The organism is Bacillus sp. EB106-07-01-XG149, from assembly GCF_058791555.1.
Genome location: NZ_JBYTDP010000001.1, coordinates 1,039,800 through 1,065,436 on the forward strand (window position 1 = coordinate 1,039,800; position 25,637 = coordinate 1,065,436).

A 25,637-nucleotide genomic window follows, 5' to 3' on the forward strand; every position below is an offset into this window, starting at 1 on the left:
ACAATCATTGACTTTAACGCGCTGCTTTTTTCTTTTTTAAATACTTTAAACCGAAGTATAAAGCAACAAAGAGAACAGCTCCTATAATTATGTAATGTGTGTAATCAGATGCATACTCTTTAATGTGTCTCCAATTTCCACCAAGCTTTTCACCTAAGTATATAAATAGTATTGACCATGGAATAATCGCAACTACAGTATACAGTGTAAATAGTTTTAATGGCATCTTAGCTAATCCTGCTGGAATAGAGATTGCATGACGTACGACTGGGATAAAGCGTGCAGAAAAAATCACTCCTGCCCCGTAACGCTTAAACCAACCTTCTGCTATGTCTAAATGGTGTTTATTAATAAGTAGATATTTTCCATATTTCTCTACAACCGGACGCCCTCCGTAATATCCAAGCCAGTATAAAAAGATTTGGGCTAAAGTACCACCAATAGTTCCGGCGATAACTGCACCAACAAAACTAATTTTACCATCCGCTACTAAAAATCCAGCATACGAAAGTACAATTTCACTCGGGATAATTTCAATCATTAAAGCTAGCGCTACTCCAAAGTAACCTAAGCTTGCAAAAAATTGCAATAACTGATCTATTATGCTTGCTAACATTTTATTTTCTATCTCCTTTTTTCTTCACATACCATCCCATTATTACATAAAGGTCGCATTCTGCCAATATCTTCATTTCAACAATTTTATCGGCATAAGCATGATTAATCTATTAAAGTTTCTTTTTGAGGTTCTTTCATGTAGGCAAACATTTCTTTAATTTGCTCTTCTGTATTTCTAGCAATCGATAAATTAGGCAATTCATTCTCACCAAAAAACTCCAAATCTTCTGTTTCAATACTAGTTTTCTTTTCGCCACCAATAATCTTACAGCTAATAAAAATTTTATATACGTGTGTTGCTGAAGGCGATGGTTGATGTTTTTCTTTATCAAATATAGCGAATAGCTTAAAATCATCTACTTCATAACCCGTCTCCTCTAAAACTTCTTTTGCTGCTACTTCTGTTGGCGTATAACCGATATCGGCCCATCCACCTGGCAATGCCCATTTCCCATCACTTTTTTCTTTCACAAATAATAACTTTTCATTTTGAAAAACGACTGCTCTTATATCAACTTTTGGTGTTTGATAGCCTGTCTCACTTGCAAATAATTTCTCTACTATTTCCCAATCTGTCTTTGTGTAATGTGACATCATCGAAATGGAAATATCCCGTAATTGTTGGAAACGCTCTATATCATACACATCTTTAGAATACGTTAAACCCGCTTGGGCTATAGCTTGTATTTGTTTTACCCAATCAATCCATTTTACCGTCATGTTTCCACATCCCCCATACTCTTTTAAGTGAATAGTAAGTCAGTTTTGTTGATACATCTTTATTATACAAAAAAAGAGATTGATAATGTTCCAATCTCTTTCAAAATTAATCTAATTCATGTAAGTGGTCTTGTATATACTTTCTTCTTTTATTTATATATTCATCGATCATATCAGCTTCTTGATCAAATGTTTCTAATTTTTCTTTCATATATGGATCTTGTAGTAAATATGGACGAATCGATTCAAACAAACTTTCAACTTTCGGCATCATAAACGAAACCGTAAATTGTTCTTCTAGTATTTCTTCCAAAATACTTCGGTATTGCTTTCTAAATACAGGTATATCTAACAATCTTGCACTTAACGTGTTATAGCCTTGAATGCGAATATACTCATGATTAAGTGGTCTCCCTTGTACATCTCGCCCCCAAGTTGCATCATAATCCCACGGTATCACTTCAAATAAATTTGTTTCATCGTTATGATATAGTGCATAGTTATGAACGAAACCATCAAAGTTTTGTGTGAAAATAACGCCAGCTAACCACCTTAAATATTTATCAACATGTAGAAACTTCCCAATTTCTTTTTCATAAGCTTCCCTCGACAAAGCATTCGCTTGAAATACAAATTCACTCAGTTGTTCTTCACTATTTTTATTCGAATATTTAAATTCATAACCCGCAAAGAGCTCGGTCTTAACATCTTTATCTCTCTCACTCATTAAAGAAAAATTCGCATCATCATCTATTGCATAATAAATAGAACCACTTGGTAATCCTCTATTTTTCAAAAAGTTTTCATCAACTGATTCTAACTGTAAATATACACCTTGAATTTGACCATTAATTTTTATAAATACATGTTGTGATTTTGGTGAAAGTACACCAATATCATGAAAAAAGTCTAAAGATAATTTGTTTCGTATGAGAGACGGATCCATAAACTCAGAATTTAAATGAATTTCTTTCGCACCTTGAAATTTTTTCGGTTTATAAAACATAACATGATAAGACTTTTTCTCAAACTCACGAATATGAGCCCCCCGGTATACGATATCAATATCATACTTCTTTTTTCCATAAGTTAATTTTGCTGGCACTGGACTATCTGACCAAATGTCTTTTTTTAATTCCACTAAGTACATTGGATGAATAAAAAAATCATATGAAGGTAGCATGTTTTCTCATCCCTTCTCAGTTCTCTTCATTCAATGTATGCGCCTTGTCTTGTCCATACATCCGCTATCATCCATTTATATAAAATTACACTCTTGTCTTGTTCAGAAAGACGTCATATCTCATATCATGTTAAGGAAAAAGAATACCTTTTCACCTGAATACATGATAAGGAGGATTTCTATGAAACGTGATATTAGAAAAGCTGTTGAAGAAATCAAAAGTGCTGGGATGGAGGATTTCTTACACCAAGATCCAAGTACTTTTGAGTGCGATGATGATAAATTCTCTCATCATCGATGTACAACAGGTTGTAAATGTACAACTGGGGGTAAATGTCCAAGAACAAGATGTACTCGCGTGAAACATTGTACTTTTATTACAAAATGTACGCACGTAAAAAAATGGACATTTGTTACAAAATGTACTCGTGTGCGCGTTCAAAAATGGACATTCGTTACGAAAGTGACTCGTAGAAAAGAATGCGTTTTAGTTACAAAACGTACTCGTAGAAAACATTGTACTTTCGTTACAAAATGCATACGCTTTGAAAAGAAATTTTTCTGGACAAAACGAAGTTTCTGTAAAAAATGCGAATTCTTCCCGCATAGAGACGGTCACTCGTGCGATGATTCATGTGATCATGGCAGAGACTGTCACGATAATGGACACAAATGGAATGATTGCAAAGGCGGACATAAATTCCCATCTTGCAAAAACAAGAAATTCGATCACTTCTGGTATAAAAAACGTAATTGCTAGTTTTTATGCCTACAAAAAAAGGCCGTTTTGCGGCCTTTTTTACGTTCATTGAAAATGACTTATATCTGCAAATTGCTTCACTTCACCTTTATCTTCTTCAAATTCTATTATACTTAGACTAGCACTATGCATAAATGGATCATCCCACACATTTTCTATTTCAATACCCGCAAAATGTCCTACAAGTAGTTTTGCCGCTGCCGCATGGGAAACAATTAATATACTTTCTCCTTTATGCTTTTCTAAAAGAAGCTGTATCCCCTCAATTACCCTTTTATAAACAGACTCAAAATTTTCTCCTGATGTTGACTGAAAAAGATGTGGCTCATACCAAAACAATTGTATTTCATCTGGGTATTCCCTTTCTATATCAGCGATTGTCTGTCCTTCCCATATACCCATGTTAATTTCATAGAAATGCTCATCCGCTATTATCGGTATATCACGATCGCCCTTTATTAACTCTGCAGTATGAAGGGTTCTTTCACTCGGACTACTATAGATCGCATGGATAGATAAATCTTTCATTCGGTCTCCTAATTGCTTTGCTTGTAACATACCATTTTCAGTTAAAGCAGAATTTTTCCGGCCTTGCATTCGTTTCGATACATTCCATTCCGTCTCACCGTGCCTTGTTACATATACAGTTGTTTTCATTTCACATTCCCCCTTACCATTTTGGCCGCAATTCCCACGGTTCTACTCGTCCTACAATCCATTCATCACATTTATTCTCAATTCCTTTTATTACCCCATCCGATATTTCTTCATGGGTAAGCCATCTCCCGTATGTATCTTCTAATATAAAACCTAATATTATTCTATGGTAGCTACATCGCGTACCACCTATTTTTTGTGCGGGTATACGCGACGCTTTACTACCAAAAATATGAAAAACGTTGTATGTTTCAGACGACAAATCCACTTCTCTACATATGAATGACAACGTATCCTTCGCACTTGCGTGTACCCATGCGACAACTAATGTTATTGGGCCATTCTGCACAATTGTGCTTTTAATAGCTAGCTTTACATCGTCATCATTATGATAATCTAACGGAAGACATGTGATACTTTCTGGCGCAGCACTCTCTCGCTTAACATTTTCTAATTTCACTTTATCTCGTCCAATAATAGAAACATGAAATCCTTGCTCACAAAGCCACATAGAAACTCTCTTTAGCATTCCTGTTCCACCAATTACTAGCGCATGCAACTTCTTCCACCCTTAGTAAAATGTCATATGAGACTTATCTTCCCTATAATAGTTCAGTCGGTCTTGCAATGTCCCTGAATGAAATTCAAACTTATGGCCGTCAGGATCAACAAAATATATAGACTTACAATCCCTTACATCCCGTTCTCTTCCTTGTAAAATATGAACATCGTTTTCTTCTAATCGTTGCAGTAGACGTTCAAAGTCTTTCTGTTCAACTGAAAACGCAATATGCGTATAAGATTGATGAATCTCATTTCTCGGAATATGTGTTTCTTCATTAAGTGCTACCCATACCCCACATATATTAAAATACGCAAGTTTTCTCCCTTTAACTAATAATTCTCCTTCTAGTACTTTTTCGTAAAATATAATAGATTTTTCTAAATTAGACACTGAAAAACAAAGATGATTGATTCCCTTTAACAACTCTAATTCCTCCTATACAAATAAAAGATGAGCGAAAATTCACTCATCTTTTATTATACTATTTTTTTGTAATATATGCCCATTTATAACTGAAGTCCCCACCAAACGTATGATTCGCAATACCTTTTACGTATGGCTTCTCTAAGTAAGCCGTACTTTGTTGGTACGTAGGAGAAATGGCAGCATCTTGACCAATTAAGATTTTTTCAGCTTCTGCAAGGGCATTCCAGCGTGCTTTATCATCTTTTAATAGTTCTCCTTTTGATTTCGCTACTAAATCATCATACTTCGGATTAGAATAATCCATTTCATTAAATGAGCTTCCAGTAACAAACATATCAATATAAGTCATTGGATCTGGATAGTCCGGACTCCATGCAGATAATGAGAATTCATATTCAAATTTCTTTTCTAACTCTAGCTTTTGCTTATATGGTTGTTGTTTCAAATTCACTTTAATACCAGGTAAATTTTTCTCTAACTCTTCTTTAATAAAGTCACCCACTTTTTTACGGCTACCGTTATCATCATTTAGAAATTCTACTGTAATTGTATCTTGGCCAAGCTCTTTCTTCGCTTCTTCCCATAATTTTTTTGCTTTTTCAGCATTATCTTTGCTGTCACGGAAATTTTTATTTACAGTACGGAAATCTTTCCCATCTGGTCCTGTCGTAAATTTCTCAGGTACTAAGAAATATGCTGGTAATGATCCGTCATTTAAAATAACATTTGCAATTCCTTTTTTATCGTATGCCAGATCAATCGCTTCACGAACTTTTTGATTTTTAAACGTTGCATTTTTCTGGTTAAAACGTAAGAAATACATACGTGGATCTAACTTCGTTTTAAATTCATCCGGCTTATTCTTTTTATACTTATCAACAAATTCAGAACTTAAAATAACACGGTCCGCTTGATCACTATCATATAAGTTTACTCCCGTGCTCGTTTCCTTCACAATATTCACATTAATTTCTTCTAACTTCACAGTATCTTTATCCCAATAATTAGGGTTTTTCTTTAACTGATAACTTCGTTCATGTTTCCATTCACTCATCGTAAATGGTCCATTATATAATAGTTTATCTGCTTCTAATGCATATTTATCCCCTTGTTCTTTCACATATTTTTCATTTAAAGGGAAAAATGTAGGGAATGAAGTAAGCTCAAGGAAATATGGTGCTGGCTGTTCTAATTCTACTACTAACGTTTTATCATCCTTCGCTTTAACACCCAATTGATCTGATGGTAATTCTCCTTTATTTACTTTCTGTGCATTTTTCACATCAAATAAAATAAATGCATATTCTGCCGCTATTGCTTTATCTAATGTACGTTGCCATGCATATACAAAATCTTGTGCTCGAACTGGATCACCATTTGACCATTTCGCATCACGTAATTCAAATGTATATGTCTTTTTATCTTCACTAATCTTCACATCTTTTGCCATGCCTGGTGTTGGTTTATTATCCTTATCTAAACGATATAACCCTTCCATTGCATTTACAAAGGCACGGAATGATACAGAGTCTGTTGATTTTGACGTATCCATTGAAGGGATTTCTGCTGTTTCTAGTAAGTTTAATACTTGCTTATCTGCTGCTCCCTTATTCGATTCTTTCTTCGTTGTCGAAGCCTTCTCACCATTCCCACATCCTGCAACCAATACACTCGTCGTTAACGCAAGTGCAGCAATTGTTGTTGTCTTTCTCTTCATTCTTCCTTCCCCCAATCTATATGTATAAGTTAAATCCTATATAATATATTTCATTATACAAAAGATTCTGATTATTTTAAATATTTATTTTAACAAACATAGAAAAAAGCGGTCAGAAATTTCTTTCCAGCCGCTTTGTTGAATAGCATTTACTTGTAATCCATCCTCTATATCAAATGGATTTTGGACCTTAAATATTTCTTCCATCATCTTCAAAAACTCTTCTTCATTTTTAGATTCACCGTTAACCGTAAGTGAGTATGGTTCCACTTCACCCAATTTATAATCGACAACAAATTGAATCGCCACCTTTTGCCTTGGCGTTCCAGCGTTATATCCTTGGAATTCTACTAATTCTAACCCTTCCGTTCCACGATAATATATCCAACCTGAATTTTGAAAATAATTTTCGAAAGATTCACCTATGGAAAAGAAAGGATATTCATAAAGCGAGCTTGTACGAACCTTTTGAATAACGTCTCGATCAGTCGGAAAAAAGAAATGACTAAAAAATATGCTAGCAACTGCTAAAATAGTAACAATTGTCGCTCCCATTTTGCTCGTTCCGCCGCTATCATGGATAAGATAGTTTTCAACTGATTTATCTTTTATTTCTCTTGCTTTTATTCGGTATATACGTCTTTCCGCAAATTGATAGTATAATCCATTTGCAAAAATCCCCATTCCAAACAGAATAAAAATGAGTAATAAAAACGTAAGAGGCACCATATTAATGATTGGCAACGCTACATTAAATCCCATATAATACGAAAATGCATCACACGCTACTAATAACAACATAAATAAAGTAGCTGGTACATAATACTTACGATATCCTAGCCAGCCTATATTGAAAATAGCAGCCCAACCATTCCAGCTCCACCTAGCAATCCGCTTATTCTCAAGCTCCCATTTCCTTTTGTAATACGGATATTGTCTCCCTACATATACTTCTAATTCCTTGTCTATTAGCGAGCATCCTTCACCTTGTTCAGTATGCAAAGTCCGCTGGCAACTTTCACAATTCAACTGATCTCCCTCGCAAAGTTGCCCACAATTTATACATTTCAAAACAATCCCTCTTCCCATCCATACGTCATTTCAAAATACCTTCGTGTTTTAATAACCACTCTTTCCTCCATAAACCACCAGCATATCCAACAAGCTTTCCACTCTTTCCTATTACACGGTGACATGGAACGATTATTGAAATTGGATTCCGACTATTTGCTCCTCCTATTGCCCGTACAGCTTTTGTATTTCCAACCTTCTCTGCAATATCTAAATATGAAGCACTTACGCCGTACGGAATAGTATAAAGTGCATCCCATACATTTTTTTGAAATGATGTGCCCTCCGCAGACAGCGGGACCGTAAACTCTTTTCTTTTCCCTTTAAAATATTCATCTAACTCATTTATACATTGTTCTATCATTTCATTTTTATTTTCTTCTTGTCGTTCATCAACAAATATAACAGACGTAATTCCTTCTTGATTTGCTTTAATTTCTAGCAAACCTACTTCGCTTTCATAATAAGCCTGGTACATATGTCATCCTCCAATTCAGTTCATATTAGTCATTGTAACACGAATAAACAAAATTTTTCGTATAAGCGTTTTATTAGAGAAACAAAAAAGAGAATGGTAAAATATAAGAAAATTCAATCAAGGAGGCTATTTGATGAATTCCAAGCTTTTTTCACCTTATACAATTAAGAACGTTACACTAAAAAATCGTATCGTTATGTCGCCTATGTGTATGTATTCATCGGGGAATGAGGATGGCAGCGTTACGAATTTTCATCTCATTCATTATGGAACTCGCGCTGCTGGCCAAGTAGGTTTAGTTATGGTTGAAGCAACTGCGGTGTTAGCTGAAGGACGAATTTCTAACAAAGACTTAGGCATTTGGGATGACAACCTAATTGAAGGCTTACATAAAACGACTACTTTTATACATGATAACGGTGCAAAAGCTGCCATTCAACTCGCTCACGCCGGAAGAAAAGCTGAATTAAATACGAATGCTTTCGCTCCTTCTGCAATTCCTTTTAATGATACGATGAAAATACCAGTAGAAATGAATATACAACAAATCAAAGAGACTATATTAGCTTTTCAGAGGGCCGCGTTACGTTCAAAACAAGCCGGATTTGATATTATCGAACTACATGGCGCTCACGGTTACCTTATCAATGAATTCCTATCACCACTTACTAATAAACGAACTGATGAATACGGCGGCTCACCTGAAAACCGCTATCGTTTCTTACGCGAAATCATCGACTCTGTAAATGAAGTTTGGGACGGACCAATATTCGTTCGTATTTCAGCAAATGATTATCACCCTGACGGGCTAACGGTTCAAGATTACGTTCAGTATACAAAGTGGATGAAAGAACAGGGAATAGATTTAATCGATTGTAGTTCTGGCGCAGTTGTACCAGCACATATTGATGTGTATCCCGGTTACCAAGTACAATACGCCAAACATATTAAAGAGCATACTAAGATTGCAACTGGTGCAGTTGGATTGATTACGACTGGGTCACAAGCAGAGCAAATTTTAAATAATGACGAAGCAGATTTAATTTTCATCGGACGTGAGTTACTTCGCAATCCGTACTTCCCGAGAATTGCGGCCAATGAACTTGGCTTTGAATTACAAGAACCTCACCAATATAAGCGAGCACCAAGAAAAATTCATACGAATAAATAAAACCGAGAAGAATATGTAAGACTGAACCTAAAATAATTAATATAAGATATGCTACAGGACAACACATGTTGTTTAACAATGTAGTTTTAAGGTGTATCAACACTTTGCTTGATACACCTATTTTTTATGTTTTTTATCACCCATTTATCACTACATTCATTAAGTCAACAAATATGTTATGTCCTTTCTTTTAAAACTGCCCTCTTTACTTTAAGTACAATACTTCACAATTTTTCCACCTAAATAAATTCAATCTCTTAAAAGTGTTATCCATGTGAAAAAATACCACCTTATTAAAGAAAGGCGTTTTATAGTGAGAGTAATAAAATAGATAAATAGAAACAACTTAGTTTATTTCTATTCAAATAACGCAACCGTTGTAGCTTGGAAATAAAGTTTGATTAAATTAGACCTTAAAAAATTGAAATTATTCATACTTACTTTAAGTGTAATATAAGTTTAGACACAGAACTGTCTAGAAAATATGTAGATTTTTACAACGCTAAGAAAGTTTCAGTGAACTAAGGGGATCTAATGAGGTCAATATCTATAGACTAAAATATCATTCTCGTAGTGGGAGTCACCATATCAAAAAAGAAAATAGTAGGTTCGAACACAATTTAGACACAAAACATCCGATTCACAATTAAATATATCAATATGTTAAATGGCTAAATAATACAAACGGTATGAAGAGAATTTCTAGTCTTTTCATACCGTTTTACATTTGTTCTTAAGTTTTATATGAAATTCGTGGAAAGATAGCAGCATCTATTTTATAAATAAGGCTCAAAAGTTACCATACCTGACAATGGAAATATTAATGTAACTCTAGTTCCTATATTCACTTCAGAATCAATGGCAATTTCCATACCTAATTTTGAGCACAGTTTTTCGCATAGATACAAGCCCATTCCTGTACTTTTGCTAAATCTTCTTCCATTCTCTCCAGTAAATCCTTTCTCAAAAACTCTATTTATATCTTGAGTTACTATCCCTACTCCATTATCCTCTATATTTAGTATTACTGAGTTAGTTTTCTTAATTGAGTATATACGTATCATTTGTTCTTTGTTATTTGAGTACTTTATGGAATTTCCTAATATTTGATTAATAATAAATTCAACCCATTTCCTATCACTATATACGATTTCATTAATATCTTTTATATCTAATTTTATTCTCTTATGAATAAAATCTCTATAATTTCTTTTAATTACAGTTCTTACTACATCATCAAGTTTGATTGGTTTTATAATATAGTCTTTATTAACGTTATTGCTTCGAGAATAATACAGAACCTGTTCTACAAAACCCTCGATTCGATCCATTTGAGAGTCAATTTTATTAGTTACTTCATTTTGATTATTTTCAATTATTAGCTTTGTAGAAGCTATTGGTGTCTTAATTTCATGCACCCATGTCTCTATATATTCTCTGTAATCTATTTGCATATCTCTATAATATTTTACATTTTCATGCATATCTCTACTTACTTCTTTCAGTATAGCGTTAAGCTTTTCCCCATGTATAAAGTTTGCTTCCTTTACTACCTCTGGAAGTAAGTATTTTTTCTCCAAGTTTTCTAATATGCTGTTAATCTCATTATAATAATTTTTACATCTTATAAATTCTATAGCCATATATGAAATTAATGGAAAAAACCAAATACAAAAGACAAAAAATATGATAATGAACGGAATGTGCGCAGTCAGCAATATACCTGCTAGTATGATATATACCAGTACATTTGATAGTATTACTACTATTTTATCTTTAATAAATTCACCTATATTCATGGCATTATATACCCTAAGCTTCTTCTTGTTGCAATTGGATTTTCTATACCTATCTCTTCAAGCTTTTTTCTTAATCTATTTATATTAACAGTTAAGGTGCTATCATCCACAAAATAATCAGATTTCCATAAAGTTTCTATGAGTGAATCTCTTTTTACAATATTTCCGCGATTATTTATTAAGCATGAGAGTATTTTAACTTCATTTTTAGTTAATTCTACAGACTTGTCTTGATAAGTAACTGTTGCATTTGAAAGATTTAAATTAAAGTCTCTATAAACTAAGATATGATTCGTCTTGAAATCTCCAGTTGTTCTTCTTAAAATGTTTGTTACTCTTGCTAATAGTATTTCTGTATTATACGGCTTTGTTATAAAATCGTCTGCTCCTAAATTCATACTTATTAGTTCATCTACATCACTATCTCTGCTTGTAACCATGAAGATTGGAACATCTGAAGTTTTACGTATTTCTCTGCATATATAATAGCCATCAAACACAGGAAGATTTATGTCTAGTAATATAAGGTCTGCATTCTCACTTTCTATATATTCGATAATATGATTAAAATCTGTGGGAGCCTTTACTTCATATCCATACTTTATAAAAAAATGTTGTAATTCTTCTCTGATGATTTCATCATCTTCAATCAGAATGATTTTTTTCATGACTTTTCCCTCCCTATACAGAATATAAGACTATTACATCTTGAGAAACAAGGTGTAATAGCCTTAATGAGCATTATAAAATCAAGTATTACTTTTTACAATATTTTTATAACCGACATATGTCGTGTAGAAATATATTACATAAACTACAAGAAATACTAAGCCAGTCATCAATGCTGGTAAAGTAATGTCTACTTGTTGAAATGCGTTAATAAAATCATTAACTACATAAATTCCAACTGCAGAATGAATTAAAGCAAGAAAAACTGGAAGACTGAAGTATACGAAAGTTTGAATGAAAATCGCTTTGTCGATCATTGTTCCGTTTGAACCAATTCTCTTCAAAGATTTATATCGATCTATGCTATCACTGGCTTCTGATAATTGTTGAAGAGCTAATACAGCCATACTCGTTATTAAAAATACAATACCTATATATATCCCAATAAACAGTACGATAGTTTTCATTCCCTTAATTTCTGCACAAACTTCATCCTTTGATTTGCCTGCTATACGATTAATATTTAATTTCGGGCCATTTTCGTCATGAAATCTCCGTGCAACGTTATCATATTTTTTATTATATTCTTCTCTATTTCCATCTAAATAATTTACATTAAGTACGGATTCAATAATTTTGTAGTCTGATAAAAAATCATCATTTATAACGATTTTGAAGAAATAAGGTTGCGTATCAGAAGTGTAAAGACTCTCTTGTATAATTTTAGCGTATTTTACCAGATATTCTTTTTCTTTAATATTTACCTTATTGCTATTTTTTAATCTTTCATTTATCGAATTAAGCAACCGCTTATCATTTGATAAAAGTAAAACTTCATTGTTATTTAAAGTGATTTCCTTTTCACCTTTAAGATTTAAAATTTTATTATAATCAGATAATTCAATGAAATCCATACCGCTTTTCTTATAATCTTTACGTACTTCCGGTACTAAGTCCCCCACTTCCATTCCTGTTGGATATACATTATAAGATACATATTTTTCGTTATTACTTATTTTAAAATTAGCTTTATTTAATACGTCTTCTATAGTGTAACTTTCATCCTTATTCTCCAACGTAATACTGGCATCAAATGGTGTTACTTCTTTCGTTGTTGCGTCCATCATTCTGTTAAAGCTGATTCCTGTAGATAGGGCCACCATTGTAAGAAATAACATTAAACAGATTACAGACATGGATATAAAATTTGTATTAACCTTACTATTTATTTGTTTGATGATAAATATATTTAAACCTTTAAAATAGATTTTTTTATTCTTCTTTACAACATATAATATAAATCCAGATAAACTAAAGAAAAACAGCAATGTACCTAATATGCCAAGTATGATTGATACCATGAGCATAGGATTATTATAATTCAATCCGATTTTTAGTACAGTCACATATGCATATCCAAGTGATGCTACACACATAATAAATATGATTACATAGATAAGAGGATTTCTAAATTTTACATCTTCGTTTTTTTTACCTGCTGTTAACAAATCAATTATTTTGTATTTAGAAACAACATATACATTAAATAACATAACAAGTAAAAACATGATTCCAAAGTATAATACACTTTTACCTATAGCACCTGTTGAAATTGCAAATTTATATTTATTGATGGGCAAGTCAAATAGCTTTAATGCAAATGTAGATAACCCCTGCGATACTCCAATACCTATTATAAGTCCACTCACTAAAGATATAACGCCAACTAGAAATGTCTCTATTACTAATATTCTGGATATGTTTCTTCTTCCCATACCTAAAGTCATGTATATTCCTAATTCTTTTTTACGTTTTTTAATTAAAAAATTATTTGCATACAATATTAAACCACCTAATATTACAGATACAAATACTGACACATTTGAGATAGCGTTCATTACTGTAGGCACATACTTTCTATCTGAAGCGTTAATTTCCATAAGTGCCTTTTGTGATTCTATTGAGTTAAAGCTATAAAATATACAAACAGCCAGTGTTAGTGTTAAGAAATATATTGCATAATCTTTAAAACTTTTCTTTACATTCCCAATAGCAATCTTAGAGTACATTATTATCGTCACCTCCAAGAAGAGTTATAACTTCGATAATTTTAGTAAAGAATTCTTTTCTGGAATCATTCCCTCTTACCAACTCGATAAATATTTTTCCATCTTTAATAAAAAGAATTCTACGAGCATAGCTTGCTGTAAATGCATCATGAGTAACCATAAGTATTGTAGCTTTTAAATCCTTATTTAGACTTTCAAATCTTTCGAGTAATAATCTAGCTGATTTAGAATCTAACGATCCTGTTGGTTCATCTGCAAGTACTAAAGATGGATCTGTTACGATAGCTCTTGCCGAACCAACCCTTTGTTTTTGTCCGCCTGATATTTGATAAGGGTATTTGCTTAATACTTGTTCAATGTCTAAATATTTTGCAACCGCTTGTATTTTTTCATCAATTTTTGAATTTGCCTCACCTTTTATAGTTAACGCTAGAGCAATATTTTCATAAGCAGTAAGGGTATCTAATAAATTAAAGTCCTGAAATACAAACCCTAATTCATTTTGTCTAAACTTATCTAGTGACTTTGATTTTAACCGAGTAATGTCACTATTATTTATCATTATTTTTCCCGTAGTAACATTATCAATCGTTGATATACAGTTAAGTAATGTAGTTTTGCCACTTCCTGAAGGCCCCATTATCCCAACAAATTCTCCCTCATCTACCTTAAAACTAATATTATCTATAGCCTTTGTTACATTATCTTTATTACCATAATATTTTTCAATTTTTTCTACACTTAATATATTTCGCATTAATACTTCTCCTTTTTCATTATAAAAATTCTTTAACTCCCCTTCATTTTATATAATTTCATTAATAGTATCGGTGGAATTACATTTCATTAACATTACATTTTTGTTATATTGAGTGATACCTCTACATGTAAGTTATCAGAAATCGCAGTGGTATACGTAAGGTCTATTCGATGCCTTAACCAAATGGTCAGATAAATGTAGGGATATCGTTTCTGGTGCAAAAATGATAAGACTTATGTAATTATAGGTTATAAAAAAACTCTAGATTTTCTATGTAGCATAGAAAATCTAGAGTTTTCATTCCAAATATTGATTAAACATACTTTATCTACGTTTGGCAAACATATTGGAGAAAGAACTTTACTATTAATAAAATATCATTAATTTTCTCCCCAAAAAATATTTTAGATCAAAGGACTAGTTATCCATTTCTAATCTAACCTAATCTTAAAGTTCAAATTTTATTTAGAAACCCTTATCTTTTTTGTTTTTTAAGCATAATTTCAATCCTAAACCAATTACCACAACCACAATTGGTTATAAGAAAGTGTCATTTTCTCTAGCAATAGAGACATCTATTGAAATTGTTTCTTTCAGCTTTTAAATCGCATCAGCTGACATTCCAATCATCTCAGGTTTATGTTCTTTTAACATTTCTGTACCATAAAATCAGACGTATTTGAGACGTATGAGGGATAAAAGTAGAATTAAGATCATAAATTGGCGTGATAAAAGGAGTGGATTCCCCACTCCTCTTTCATTTTAGTATAAGTGTTAAACAACATGTATTTACTGTTAATCCAAGCCTAAAACTCTATTTCCTTTGTCTTTCAGTAAAAGCCATTCTTCTCGTTTTTTATTCTATCGTTGTAATTTCATTTGAATTATAAATATGGATACCCGATTCTTCTCGCAATGCAGTTATATACATCCCTTTCGCCACATCTTTAGCTGAAATAGGTTTATACTTTTTGAAAGCACCTTTAAATATAAAAGGAATGATACGAGATAACTTTTCAGCCATTCGTTCACCGAAACGAAATTCTTGTCGATTTCCTACTAATAAAGATGGCCTAAAAATATGAATACCACCAATGACTAACTTTTGTAATTCCTCTTCCATTCTCCCTTTAACTTGCGAATAAAAGAAAAACGATTTAGGTTTTGCTCCCATTGAAGACACAACAAGGAAATTTTGTACCCCTTGTTTTTCAGCTAAACAAGCAGCTCGTAACGTATATTCATAATCTACCTTTTTGAAATTTGCCTTTGTTTTTGCTTTTTTGATTGTTGTTCCTAGACAACTAAATACATCATCTACAGCAAAAAACTCTTTATATTCCTCTAACACCGAAAAATCTATTTGTTTTTGCTGTAACTTTTCATGTTGCCATTGCATTGGTTCCCTTACAAAAATAGTAACCGAATCGTAGTAATCTGATTCAAGTAATAGACGCGTTATCTCTTGTCCAACTAAACCACTTGCACCAAGTACTAACGCTGTTCGCTTATTCATATATGCATATACCTCTTATTTTACTTTTCTCTCCTTCAGTAAAATACAACTTTTAGGAGTTTCCTTCTCTCATTTTACCACAAGTAAAGCACTATGCGTACGCATAGTGCTTTACTCACTCTTTTTTCTCATCTTTCTCTCGCAATTTTGTTACTGTTGATGCATCTCCTAAATTACTTATTAATCTTCTTAAAAAAATTAAGACTAATGCTAATGGTAATACTACCGCTAATATCAATAAAATAGCTTCCATTAAGTAACCCAAACACTCATCCCCCTCTGCACCCTCCTTTCAAATATATGAACGTAGCGTTGTCACATATGCATGCATTCCTAAAAATAATACATCCAAATTTGACAACTTTATAACAAAAACAAATCGGAATGATTATTATTTATTGCAACTTTATAAAAGATGTATTATACTAAGTTCGCAAACTAAAACGTAATTATTCCGTTTTGTATTAAAATGATATTTTTCTTCTATAATTGGGGAAAATATATCCGTAAAAAAAGAAAAGAGGAGAACTTCATGCCTAAAAGATTGACTATATTTTCATTCTTACTTATTTTCACTTTAATTTTTACTGGCTGCTCAAATAAAAAAGAAGGTAATGCCAAGAAAGACGGAAAGCTAACTGTTTATACTACTATTTTTCCTCTTGCAGATTTTGCAAAAAAAATTGGTGGCGACTATGTAACTGTTGAAGCGATTTACCCACCTGGTGCAGATTCACATACATTTGAACCAAGTCAAAAACAAACAGTACAAGTTGCAAAAGCGGATTTATTCGTTTATAACGGTGCTGAATTAGAACCATTTGCTGAAAAAATGGAAAAAGCATTACAAAAAGAAAATGTTAAAATTGTAAATGCATCAAAAGGTATTGAATTGCGTACTTCTACTGAAGAAGAGCATCATGATCACGGAGACGGTCATAAAGAGGATGAACATCATCACGATAAAGACCCACACATTTGGTTAGACCCTACTCTAGCAATGAAACAGGCAGAAAAAATTAAAAATGCACTTGTAGAATTACAACCTGATCATAAACAAGAGTTCGAAAAAAACTTCGCAGCACTTCAAACAAAATTTACTGATTTAGATGATCAATTTAAAGCAGCTGTTGCGAATGCAAAAACGAAAGATATTTTAGTTTCTCATGCGGCTTATGGATACTGGGAACAACGCTATGGCCTGAAACAAATTGCTATCGCTGGTATTTCAGCTTCTGATGAACCATCTCAAAAACAGCTTGCTGACATTACAAAAACAGTAAAAGAACATAATCTACAATATATTTTATTTGAAACATTCTCTACACCAAAGGTAGCGTCCGTAATTCAAAAAGAGACGGGTACAAAAATTTTACGTTTAAATCATCTTGCTACTATTTCTGAAGATGACGCGAAGAGTAATAAAGATTACTTCACTTTAATGGAAGAAAACGTAAACACATTGAAAGAAGCTACTAACTAATCAACTTTTGATAAGAAGAGGCTGTCTCAAAAGGTCTTTAAACAAGACCTTTTGGAGACAGTTTTTTAGTTTAACTTTAATATGGATGAAAAATGCCCGGTTATAGTAGAAAATCAACAGATTTTCTACTATAACCGGGCATTTTTCGCTTTAGATTGAGCTGTTGTTGTCCATTTCCGTAAATTATGGGAAACACAAATAAAACCCCATTCCAGTCGATTTTTGGAAAGGCCTCTTAAGGAAAAACGTTGGAAGAAGCGATTCTATTTAATATGACCGAATACGGGTTCTACCTCTATTTTTCGTTTTGTATATAATTCTTTACCTTTTTTGTACATAAGCGTTCTCATACTTTTTTTCGCTGTTTTTGATTTTTGACAGAGACGCTGATAGATTTTGTTTCGTTTCCTTATATTTTATTGGATCTCTTCCATGCTATTACTGTAATAAGGTATTGAATCCCAAATAGGAAGATGAAAAGTGTAATGAATTTTGCTATTACTGATAACCATCCAACAAAATCTTCAGGTAAATTATATTTGTATGTGGTAGCACCTATTGCTACAAAACACAAAATAAAGGTATCACTCATTTTTTCTTTTAATTGCTCTTTATTATTAATATCTGTTTCATAAACACCAGTTAGAATAGATTTAATAAAAAAGAAAATCATATAACAAATTATAATGGCTAATGAAGCAATCCATTCTAGGAATGGGCGGTGTAGATATGTTCCCCTTATGATAATATCAATAAAAGCTAAAAGTAGGACAACAATTCCAGATTGTGCCCAAATTTTCATTTCAATTTTTTGAATTCTTTCATCTGAATGTATACTGAGTGAAAACCATTTTTTTAGTTTTTCCATTTTAGAGTTCCTTCTAAAATAATTTATCTAAACTCTTATCTAATGTTTTAGCTATACGAATACAAAGTTTCAAAGAAGGGTTAAACTTATTACTTTCAATATGACTACTGGTTTTTCGCGTAGCGTTTACAATATCGGTAAACTCCAGTTGAATTAGACTTTTTTAACTCTTGCAATTTTCTCTTTACTTATAGACTTTAAATACGTCTCATTAGTAAATGATAACTTCATACCATAAATCCCATATTCTATATATTAAATTATCATCAACGAAAATGAAATGTATATTTTACATTATGACACATATACATTACCATTCTCTTTATTTTTGTATCTAAAACTACCCTACAAATATAAGAATAGAAATTTTTCTGTAGACACCTTTTTCTTTTAGTTATTTTCGTATCCCCAATGTAACAGCAAGGAATTTATATATCCGTATTTTGGTGTACTTTCATTTGAAATGCAAATACTAATACATTGCAACTTCATCGCTTGCTTCATGTATCCCTTTATATAAAGAGATAACGTAGTGGAACTTTTTTATAAATAGTTAATCCGTCCGTGAAAATTCACTTGTGAAAAAGAAGATTTCTGTAGAGAATTTTGCACCTTTAGCTAATGTAGTTACCTAACTTATTTCCTTTATCACCCAGGCGTTCAAGTCCAACTAGTGTAAAAGTATAACTTCTCTACATGGCACCCTCTTCTGAATCCCACACTTCAATAAATTCAAAACCTTTTAATTCACTCTCTAAAATTGCATTTTTGAATTGATCTGATACTAAAAGATAGTTAGGATGGACCTTCCCATTTATATTCAATTTAAAAACTGGTTCGTGCTGGACAACATAAGGAATAAATACAAATTTTTCACATCCTATTATTAAACCTGAACTGAACTTAACTTATCAAAGATTGTTTTATTAGTATCAAGTGCTTCCAACACCCTTAAAACATGCATAGCATAGTATTTTTTTTTGTTTATGAATTAATGGTAAAAATTCAATAGTATCTCCTACTATAGGTTCTAAAACATTCTTGGCTTTTTCACTAATTATTTGTACACCAGACTTTCCCAAAAAATAGGGGAATCGCTTGGTTTTCCTTCATCTGTTACCTCAATAAACTTAGGCGTCCATGAATCTGACAAACTCACCATAGAATTAAAACTAGTTTTAAAATATTTTTTATCCTCTTCATAGTTCAATAATTGAAAGGTTTCATAATCATCAATCGAGCTTTTTAATTGCCAAATTTTCATACTTTCCCTCCTATATACTCTGTTACTTAATCAGGTTCCATTCTTTTGGTTGATTTAGTTTTATACTGCCATCTAATAACCCTAACAGCATCAGGTTAAATACCACCAAACTCTTTAATCTCTGTCAGAGTATCATATACTAACCCTATATACTCCAGTCCATGATCACCTATATGCATTGCCTCCGTAGTTACGTATTTAACCTCTATTGCTCGATATCCAGAAAAAAAACTACCCCGTTAGTAGCAGCGTTTGAATCTATTTCAAACTTTTTTATAAAATTTTGTATTTCCACAGTGCTCCCCTTGTTATATCGTACAATATGATTTGCCGCATTATAATATGGAGAATTTTGTATTAAAACTAAAATTCTCCTAAGTAAATCTAGTGATTTATTGGTATAATTAATATCACATTCCATTTTATGGATTAACCAATAAATACAGGGCTATGTTTTAGAACATATGACGAAACTACTTATTTAATATTAAACATACTAAAGTACATAGCCTTTTCTTTTTACTATTAAAAAAACATATTAAAGTAAGGAGTTATATTATAATGGCAATCTTTCAAAGTAATGTTCAAAAAGCTGAACAAATTGTTACTCAAATGAGGTTAGCTTCTAACGCAATTCAAAATGCAACAAACAAATCTATAACACACGCGACACGTACAACTTTAACTGTGAATTCCAAAGCACAGGAAGCAAATCAGCAAGCATTAGAATTAACTAGACAATTTCTTGCTGCCTTTCAGCAATCAATTGACAATATACAGTCTGTAGCAACAGAGTTTGAACGAATGGACAACGAACTACAGAAGAATTTTTAGCTTTTTTAAGAAATTGTCCTTTATCCCTTCTGTTAACTTATATATAAGCAAAAAGGTAGACGGAAAAAATGAATCAAGAAATAGAACAAAAAGTGAAGGTCTTAAGTCAGAATCTAATAAATCTATCCGAGGAGCAATACCAAAATCAACGAGCAATACAAACACAAGAACAAGCAGAAGCAGACTTTCAAGAATTAAGAATGCGCAGCCATCGCTTTTTTCATCGTATGTTAGAAACATGGCATGGTGATAAAGAACTCTCTCGCTTTTTTACCAATATACAATTAGAAACTCAACAAATTGAAAGAAACCTTTCTTATAAATTAGAAGAACAAAAGGAAACATTAATTCAAGAGAAACAAAAATTATACAATCTAGAAAATGACCTCGCCCATCAAAAACAAAAACTTGCTAGGGAGGCCAATTTATGAGTTTAAATATGTACCTTGGAGAAGTACAATCCCAAACAAACACTATGTATGCTTTTTGTACTGCTACTATACAAAGTATGGAGCAAGTAATCCAGTCTATCGACAGTTTTGTTAGTGATTCTGTCCTACAGGGTCAGACTTATGATAGTGCGAAAATGTATTTTGCAGAAACATTTCTTCCTTTAGCACAGGGAATTATTTACCTATGTGAAGAATTACTACGTCAAAATGAAGCTTTTCCTGCTGAATTTCAATCAAGAGTCGCTTCAACAGATGTAGTTGAACAAGAACTATTAGAACAAATCCGAGAAATTGACCGAATGATAGCAAGTATTGAAGTTACGAAGCAAATTATGACACTACCGGATATGGATGCAATGGTTAACCTATTTATTGAGATGCGCCGTAAAATCCAGGAAAAGTTAGAACATCTATATGAATTTAATCAAACATCTAGTAATAACTATGCTACCGCGATTCAATTAGCGGCTAGTATCGCCGCAGGCCTTGCTGAAGTTCAAAGTGGAAAAGGCTTTAGCCCTGCAAGCGGTACATTTAGTACACAAAGAATAAATATGGAATGGGCAGATTCTATTCATGAATACCTAGACAATGATATTAGGTTAGATAATAGTATAAATACAAATAATCTAATCGAATCTGGTATAATATTAGGTAGTTCTTCTGAAAAGAATATACTAGAAAAGTTTATAAAAGGGGTTTGGAATGGCTCTGGAAAATTTATTGGCGGTTTAGTAGAGACATACAATTCGTTAGACGATACAGTGACAAAGGAAAACCTAAAATATGCTGCAGGTCATCCTATAGAAACCGCATATACCATGATAAATACTTTTTCAGACACTTTTATGAATGAATTTTGGCATGGCGATGCTGAAAGTCGTACACAATGGGGAACAAATATTTTTATGGAGTTTGGTTTAGGATGGATTGGAGATAAAGGAGCAGGCCAAATTGGAAAAGTAACTTCCCTTGGAGACTCTGTAAAGTTAACGAAATTTTCAGGTGATATACCTTATATTTCAAGCCACTTACCATTAAAAGATCGATTTGCTTTTGCTGGTGAATATAATTTACGCTCTAAATTTGGTATATCTGATTTAAATCAGGCACTATCAATATATCAGTTCGCTAAAAGTAACATCGATTTAGGAAAAATTAGCGATTTATTGAAGAATAACAAACAAAAAATGACAGACGGCAGAACTGTTACACCAAAATACAGTTCTTATGAAGAAAGACTTAAAGTATCAAATAAAAACCATGGCGAATGGAAAGGTGACCGTGGAGAATCTAAATTCATTTCTAACAAAGAAAAAGTAAAAAAATATCTAGATGAAATTAAAGTTGATGGAGTAGAATATAAAAATGCAATGCCAAACTTTTCAGCTTTTTCTAGAGCTGAAATAAAAATTGATATGACTGAAATTCGTGATGGTAAAAAAGGAAATTTCGCAAAAGCCGATGAAGCATTGGCCAAGAAACTATCAACTGATGAAATGAAAATAACCAGAACAGATATCAAAAAATGGCGAACTGAGAATCGTTACACTTGGCATGAACTTAACGATTGTGAAACAATACAATTAGTACCTACTGATATAAATAGCACCTTCAAGCATTTCGGTGGAGTTGGAGAAATCAAGAAAAAAAATAGTTTAGGAGAATAAAATTATGAAAAAAATAAACCATGAATTATTTGGTGAAATTGTTCACGATTTATATTGGAGCGGGCAACAAAAGATAACTATTTTTGGACAGGTAAAAATTGTTTCTTTAACTATTGATGGTGAAGAAGATGATTTAATTTCTAAAATTCAAGAAGAAGCGTATAGTAAGTTCATTACCAATTTAAACAAACTTACAAAAGAAGCTGAACAAGCAATATTCGAGTATTACAAAGAGGAATATATGGAATATAGGGATATGGCAGTTGATGAATCTGCTGATGAAATAGCACCGATTATTAAAACTATTCAAGAACTAGGGAAATTGGTAGAACCTGTTGGATTAATTATACTACCAGATTTTGAAGATGGAATTAGAAGAGTTGGATTAATATTCAATTGTACCTGGGAAGAGGACGGTGTTGGGGTGAAATTTGAAAATGAACAAGTTGTAGAAGTTGGTTATCAAGATATTGTTATTTAAACTTTTAAATTAATGTAATAAGCTTCATTTTCTGTTACATATCAACAGCTCGTGAAATAAAAAATGCCAAAATTATCTTGGAAAAGATAGAAATAGAAATTTCATTTTAACAGGTTATCCACTTGACTAATAATAGGGAAAAAATATAGGCAATAAAAAAAGAAGCCAGAGAAGTTACAGTTTATCAGTTCTTAGCAGCAACGTTTCATTAAGATGCATTTTACGAAGAAGCAAGTACGTAATATTTACAAAATGCTATCATTTTTTTAACTGACGTTATTAAAAGCGATTATGAAGATAATGAAAAAAATAACTACATTCAGCGTTGTGCAGATGGAATTCTTTTGGGATCTTTAGATATGACACCTATAGAATAGTTATAGCAAACTCTTAAAATACTAAAAGAAGCCCTAAAAAGAAAAGAACAAAGTTGTAATTAACAAAGCCGACTTATATCGTGTTGAGTCGGCTTTACTATTATTTCACACTTACTTCAAACTTGCCGTAATATATCATGTTTCTCTCTCGAATTATGCACGCAATAAATCGGATATCCATCGACATTTGCTTTGTGTGTCGATAAACAACACTGAGTGCCCTTTCACAGAAATAAAAATGGTAAGGGCAAAACTGGTGGTTATCATCACGTAAGTATGATGGGTGAAGGAGAAATTATAAACATGGCTTATATCAGCATTTCTAATCTACTAATAGAAGGATAAACACCTACGAAATATATCTCTAAATTTTTTAAAGAATCTTTTGATATATTACTGATTAGCTTACCTGAAGAGATTTCTTTAGTTAGTGATTTGCCAATCTATCTTGTTTACTATCAATCAATTTTAACAAAATTCTTCGTTTAGGGGCTACTTTAAAATCTTAAGTTGATGGGCATGTGGCGGACACCTACTAATATTCTTGCTTTTAAATTAATTTCAGTATATTATATTCATATGATAATATAGGAATTACGGTATACAGAAAGGGATCAAATCTATTTGTAAGATTTAAATCCTTTTCAAAGATAAAAAAATTTCACCAAAACTTAATATAACTTATGCTTGTTTTTTTAAGACGTATCTAATAAAAATACATTTTTTTATCAATACAATTGTGTTTTCAATATAAATGAAAAATTTTAAATAGAAGTTTATTTACTTTCAATAATAAGAGGTAGTGTTCTAAAACATAGAAAAATAAGGCACCATACATAGTATCTGACAAACTTGAGAGGTTTTGTATGTAGTTTGCTCATCACAGATAAAAATAAAAGAGCCTTACCTATCTTGGCAAGACTCTACTAGTTTAGTTATATAATATTTACATAACAACTAAGAAACTAAAAACATATAACACCAAGTAGCAGAACCCTAATATTCCTCCTACAGCTAATACCTGTTTAGCCCAACTTTTAATTTTCAGATTACTGTAAATCACTTGTACTCTTTCCATATTTCCTCCTATTAGGGAAAACCCTTAAAGACTCACACCTCGCTATGATACCATTAAAGAATGACTAATAGAGCCTAATTTTTGTCTAAACGTATAAATATGCAATATTGCATACGAAAATGTATCGTTATAAATGTAAGCACTTACTATAATAAGGTTATAAAGATTCACACATCTTAATACAAAAACAGAGGAGAGAATAATATGGAAATCGCAATGGCAGTTTTTAAATTTATTGGTGGAGCAATCCCATTAATTCAAGAAATTCTAAAAGCATTTATGTAATTTCATTATTTAGCAATTCTTTATAAATATTATCATACAAATGATCTGTATATCAAAGATGAATTGATTTACAGATCATTTGCGTGAGCAAGGTCCTTTTAACATTATTGAGGGACTTTTTTAAATACTTAAAGGTTACGGTCACATCAAAATCAAGTTAGCAAAACAAAATGAAATTTTGATTTCGTTCAATTTGTTAATTCCCATAGGATTTACATACTTACTAACGGATAAGTTGATGTAATTTACATAGTAAATTACATCTTGGAGGAGATCAGCAGTTAGCTTTTGCTAGCTGCTCTTTTGCTCATATAAAGTAGTTTTTCTTGAGCATCCTCAGTAGCTTCTTTTCTGTCGAATTCTCCCCATCCATTACCGCTGCAAATTTCATCACCACAAGAACTACAAATTAATTCGTATTCATAGCACTCACAACCACAAGGTTCTCCACAAAGCATATTCGTATAATCAATATCTTCTTCAGCATTGTTATGGCCACACTCGTTACATTTAAAGTTGTAACCAATTTTCATTCTCCTTTCCTACCCAAATAGCGTTTTTGTTCAAATTTCTCCTGTACTTATATACGTCCCTGTATATCCAAAAACAAAAATATAGTAAAATACATTTATAAGTTCGTTTAATACTTAAATCTATTGAGAACAG

Annotated in this window: 24 protein-coding genes and 4 pseudogenes; 8 read left to right on the top strand and 20 right to left on the bottom strand. The window is 32.1% G+C overall.

Annotation, left to right across the window (positions count from 1 at the left end):
- Positions 1–13: 13 nt before the first annotated feature.
- The 3 genes from uptA to cotH all read right to left on the bottom strand — a co-directional run bounded on the left by uptA (position 14) and on the right by cotH (position 2,521).
- Entirely contained in the window at positions 14–616 is a 603-nt protein-coding gene (uptA, locus tag AC3WTA_RS05300) for an undecaprenyl phosphate transporter UptA (RefSeq protein ID WP_000881203.1), read from the bottom strand.
- Positions 617–720: 104 nt separating this feature from the next.
- Positions 721–1,338, bottom strand: a complete 618-nt coding sequence (locus AC3WTA_RS05305) for an NUDIX hydrolase N-terminal domain-containing protein (protein WP_000216907.1) — start codon at positions 1,336–1,338, stop codon at positions 721–723.
- A 106-nt stretch (positions 1,339–1,444) separates the two neighbouring features.
- Positions 1,445–2,521, bottom strand: a complete 1,077-nt coding sequence (gene cotH / locus AC3WTA_RS05310) for a spore coat protein CotH (RefSeq protein WP_492332839.1) — start codon at positions 2,519–2,521, stop codon at positions 1,445–1,447.
- Positions 2,522–2,702: 181 nt separating this feature from the next.
- Here cotH and exsB point away from each other — a divergent pair, with 181 nt between their 5' ends.
- On the top strand, positions 2,703–3,281 hold the full coding sequence (gene exsB / locus AC3WTA_RS05315) for an exosporium protein ExsB (RefSeq protein WP_000817494.1): 579 nt from the start codon (positions 2,703–2,705) through the stop codon (positions 3,279–3,281).
- Positions 3,282–3,326: 45 nt separating this feature from the next.
- Here the strand turns inward: exsB and AC3WTA_RS05320 are convergent, their stop codons facing one another.
- From AC3WTA_RS05320 to AC3WTA_RS05345, 6 genes are all read right to left on the bottom strand, one after another.
- Positions 3,327–3,938 carry a phosphoserine phosphatase 1 gene (locus AC3WTA_RS05320; protein WP_000859200.1) on the bottom strand — a complete coding sequence of 204 codons (612 nt, stop codon included), beginning with the start codon at positions 3,936–3,938 and terminating at the stop codon, positions 3,327–3,329.
- A gap of 13 nt (positions 3,939–3,951) precedes the next feature.
- Complete coding sequence (locus AC3WTA_RS05325; protein ID WP_000543156.1) at positions 3,952–4,497, bottom strand: short-chain dehydrogenase; 546 nt, start codon at positions 4,495–4,497, stop codon at positions 3,952–3,954.
- A gap of 12 nt (positions 4,498–4,509) precedes the next feature.
- On the bottom strand, positions 4,510–4,926 hold the full coding sequence (gene fosB / locus AC3WTA_RS05330; protein WP_000911696.1) for a FosBx1 family fosfomycin resistance bacillithiol transferase: 417 nt from the start codon (positions 4,924–4,926) through the stop codon (positions 4,510–4,512).
- 58 nt (positions 4,927–4,984) lie between these two features.
- Complete coding sequence (locus AC3WTA_RS05335) at positions 4,985–6,646, bottom strand: peptide ABC transporter substrate-binding protein (RefSeq protein ID WP_000824266.1); 1,662 nt, start codon at positions 6,644–6,646, stop codon at positions 4,985–4,987.
- An 84-nt stretch (positions 6,647–6,730) separates the two neighbouring features.
- Positions 6,731–7,735, bottom strand: coding sequence for a DUF2628 domain-containing protein (locus AC3WTA_RS05340; RefSeq protein ID WP_078183102.1), 1,005 nt, complete (start codon positions 7,733–7,735; stop codon positions 6,731–6,733).
- Positions 7,736–7,742: 7 nt separating this feature from the next.
- Positions 7,743–8,195, bottom strand: a complete 453-nt coding sequence (locus AC3WTA_RS05345; RefSeq protein WP_000283909.1) for a methylated-DNA--[protein]-cysteine S-methyltransferase — start codon at positions 8,193–8,195, stop codon at positions 7,743–7,745.
- Positions 8,196–8,328: 133 nt separating this feature from the next.
- Here AC3WTA_RS05345 and namA point away from each other — a divergent pair, with 133 nt between their 5' ends.
- Positions 8,329–9,366: an NADPH dehydrogenase NamA gene (namA, locus tag AC3WTA_RS05350; protein WP_001086182.1), complete on the top strand. Its 1,038-nt coding sequence runs from the start codon at positions 8,329–8,331 to the stop codon at positions 9,364–9,366.
- 776 nt (positions 9,367–10,142) lie between these two features.
- Here the strand turns inward: namA and AC3WTA_RS05355 are convergent.
- From AC3WTA_RS05355 to AC3WTA_RS05380, 6 genes are all read right to left on the bottom strand, one after another.
- Positions 10,143–11,165: a sensor histidine kinase gene (locus tag AC3WTA_RS05355; protein ID WP_001020444.1), complete on the bottom strand. Its 1,023-nt coding sequence runs from the start codon at positions 11,163–11,165 to the stop codon at positions 10,143–10,145.
- Complete coding sequence (locus AC3WTA_RS05360; protein ID WP_000720522.1) at positions 11,162–11,833, bottom strand: response regulator transcription factor; 672 nt, start codon at positions 11,831–11,833, stop codon at positions 11,162–11,164. Before AC3WTA_RS05360 ends, AC3WTA_RS05355 begins: the two co-directional genes overlap by 4 nt.
- Positions 11,834–11,914: 81 nt before the next feature.
- Positions 11,915–13,903 carry an FtsX-like permease family protein gene (locus AC3WTA_RS05365; RefSeq protein ID WP_000286985.1) on the bottom strand — a complete coding sequence of 663 codons (1,989 nt, stop codon included), beginning with the start codon at positions 13,901–13,903 and terminating at the stop codon, positions 11,915–11,917.
- Positions 13,893–14,660 (bottom strand): ABC transporter ATP-binding protein, encoded by a 768-nt coding sequence (locus tag AC3WTA_RS05370; RefSeq protein ID WP_001244402.1) that lies wholly within the window; start codon positions 14,658–14,660, stop codon positions 13,893–13,895. The genes AC3WTA_RS05365 and AC3WTA_RS05370 overlap by 11 nt, the downstream gene beginning before the upstream one ends.
- Before the next feature lie 859 nt (positions 14,661–15,519).
- Positions 15,520–16,179, bottom strand: coding sequence for an oxidoreductase (locus AC3WTA_RS05375; RefSeq protein ID WP_001042749.1), 660 nt, complete (start codon positions 16,177–16,179; stop codon positions 15,520–15,522).
- A 115-nt stretch (positions 16,180–16,294) separates the two neighbouring features.
- A complete protein-coding gene (locus AC3WTA_RS05380; RefSeq protein WP_000540925.1) occupies positions 16,295–16,444 on the bottom strand; it encodes a hypothetical protein in 150 nt (49 codons plus the stop codon).
- Positions 16,445–16,711: 267 nt separating this feature from the next.
- Between AC3WTA_RS05380 and AC3WTA_RS05385 the strand changes: the two genes are divergently transcribed.
- Complete coding sequence (locus tag AC3WTA_RS05385; RefSeq protein WP_001126161.1) at positions 16,712–17,662, top strand: metal ABC transporter substrate-binding protein; 951 nt, start codon at positions 16,712–16,714, stop codon at positions 17,660–17,662.
- Positions 17,663–17,790: 128 nt separating this feature from the next.
- On the opposite strand, the pseudogene AC3WTA_RS05390 reads toward AC3WTA_RS05385, so the two are convergent.
- The 4 genes and pseudogenes from AC3WTA_RS05390 to AC3WTA_RS05405 form a co-directional block, all read right to left on the bottom strand.
- Positions 17,791–18,071, bottom strand: a pseudogene (locus tag AC3WTA_RS05390) (transposase); the annotation flags it as partial.
- Complete coding sequence (locus AC3WTA_RS05395; protein WP_000413127.1) at positions 18,072–18,530, bottom strand: DUF6773 family protein; 459 nt, start codon at positions 18,528–18,530, stop codon at positions 18,072–18,074. It abuts the pseudogene before it with no gap.
- A 13-nt stretch (positions 18,531–18,543) separates the two neighbouring features.
- Positions 18,544–18,761 (bottom strand): annotated as a pseudogene (locus AC3WTA_RS05400) (helix-turn-helix transcriptional regulator).
- 461 nt (positions 18,762–19,222) lie between these two features.
- Positions 19,223–19,794 (bottom strand): annotated as a pseudogene (locus tag AC3WTA_RS05405) (imm11 family protein).
- Positions 19,795–20,355: 561 nt separating this feature from the next.
- Here AC3WTA_RS05405 and AC3WTA_RS05410 point away from each other — a divergent pair.
- The 5 genes and pseudogenes from AC3WTA_RS05410 to AC3WTA_RS05430 all read left to right on the top strand — a co-directional run bounded on the left by AC3WTA_RS05410 (position 20,356) and on the right by AC3WTA_RS05430 (position 24,971).
- Positions 20,356–20,628: a TIGR04197 family type VII secretion effector gene (locus AC3WTA_RS05410; protein WP_000974201.1), complete on the top strand. Its 273-nt coding sequence runs from the start codon at positions 20,356–20,358 to the stop codon at positions 20,626–20,628.
- A gap of 68 nt (positions 20,629–20,696) precedes the next feature.
- Positions 20,697–21,059: a DUF3958 family protein gene (locus tag AC3WTA_RS05415; RefSeq protein WP_001070987.1), complete on the top strand. Its 363-nt coding sequence runs from the start codon at positions 20,697–20,699 to the stop codon at positions 21,057–21,059.
- Positions 21,056–22,750, top strand: a complete 1,695-nt coding sequence (locus tag AC3WTA_RS05420) for an HNH endonuclease (protein WP_000056089.1) — start codon at positions 21,056–21,058, stop codon at positions 22,748–22,750. Before AC3WTA_RS05415 ends, AC3WTA_RS05420 begins: the two co-directional genes overlap by 4 nt.
- 4 nt (positions 22,751–22,754) lie before the next feature.
- A complete protein-coding gene (locus tag AC3WTA_RS05425; RefSeq protein WP_000723515.1) occupies positions 22,755–23,231 on the top strand; it encodes a DUF6985 domain-containing protein in 477 nt (158 codons plus the stop codon).
- Positions 23,232–24,785: 1,554 nt separating this feature from the next.
- Positions 24,786–24,971: pseudogene (locus AC3WTA_RS05430) on the top strand (hypothetical protein).
- Between the two features lie 281 nt (positions 24,972–25,252).
- Here the strand turns inward: AC3WTA_RS05430 and AC3WTA_RS05435 are convergent.
- Positions 25,253–25,504 carry a hypothetical protein gene (locus AC3WTA_RS05435; RefSeq protein WP_000690659.1) on the bottom strand — a complete coding sequence of 84 codons (252 nt, stop codon included), beginning with the start codon at positions 25,502–25,504 and terminating at the stop codon, positions 25,253–25,255.
- Positions 25,505–25,637 lie beyond the last annotated feature (133 nt).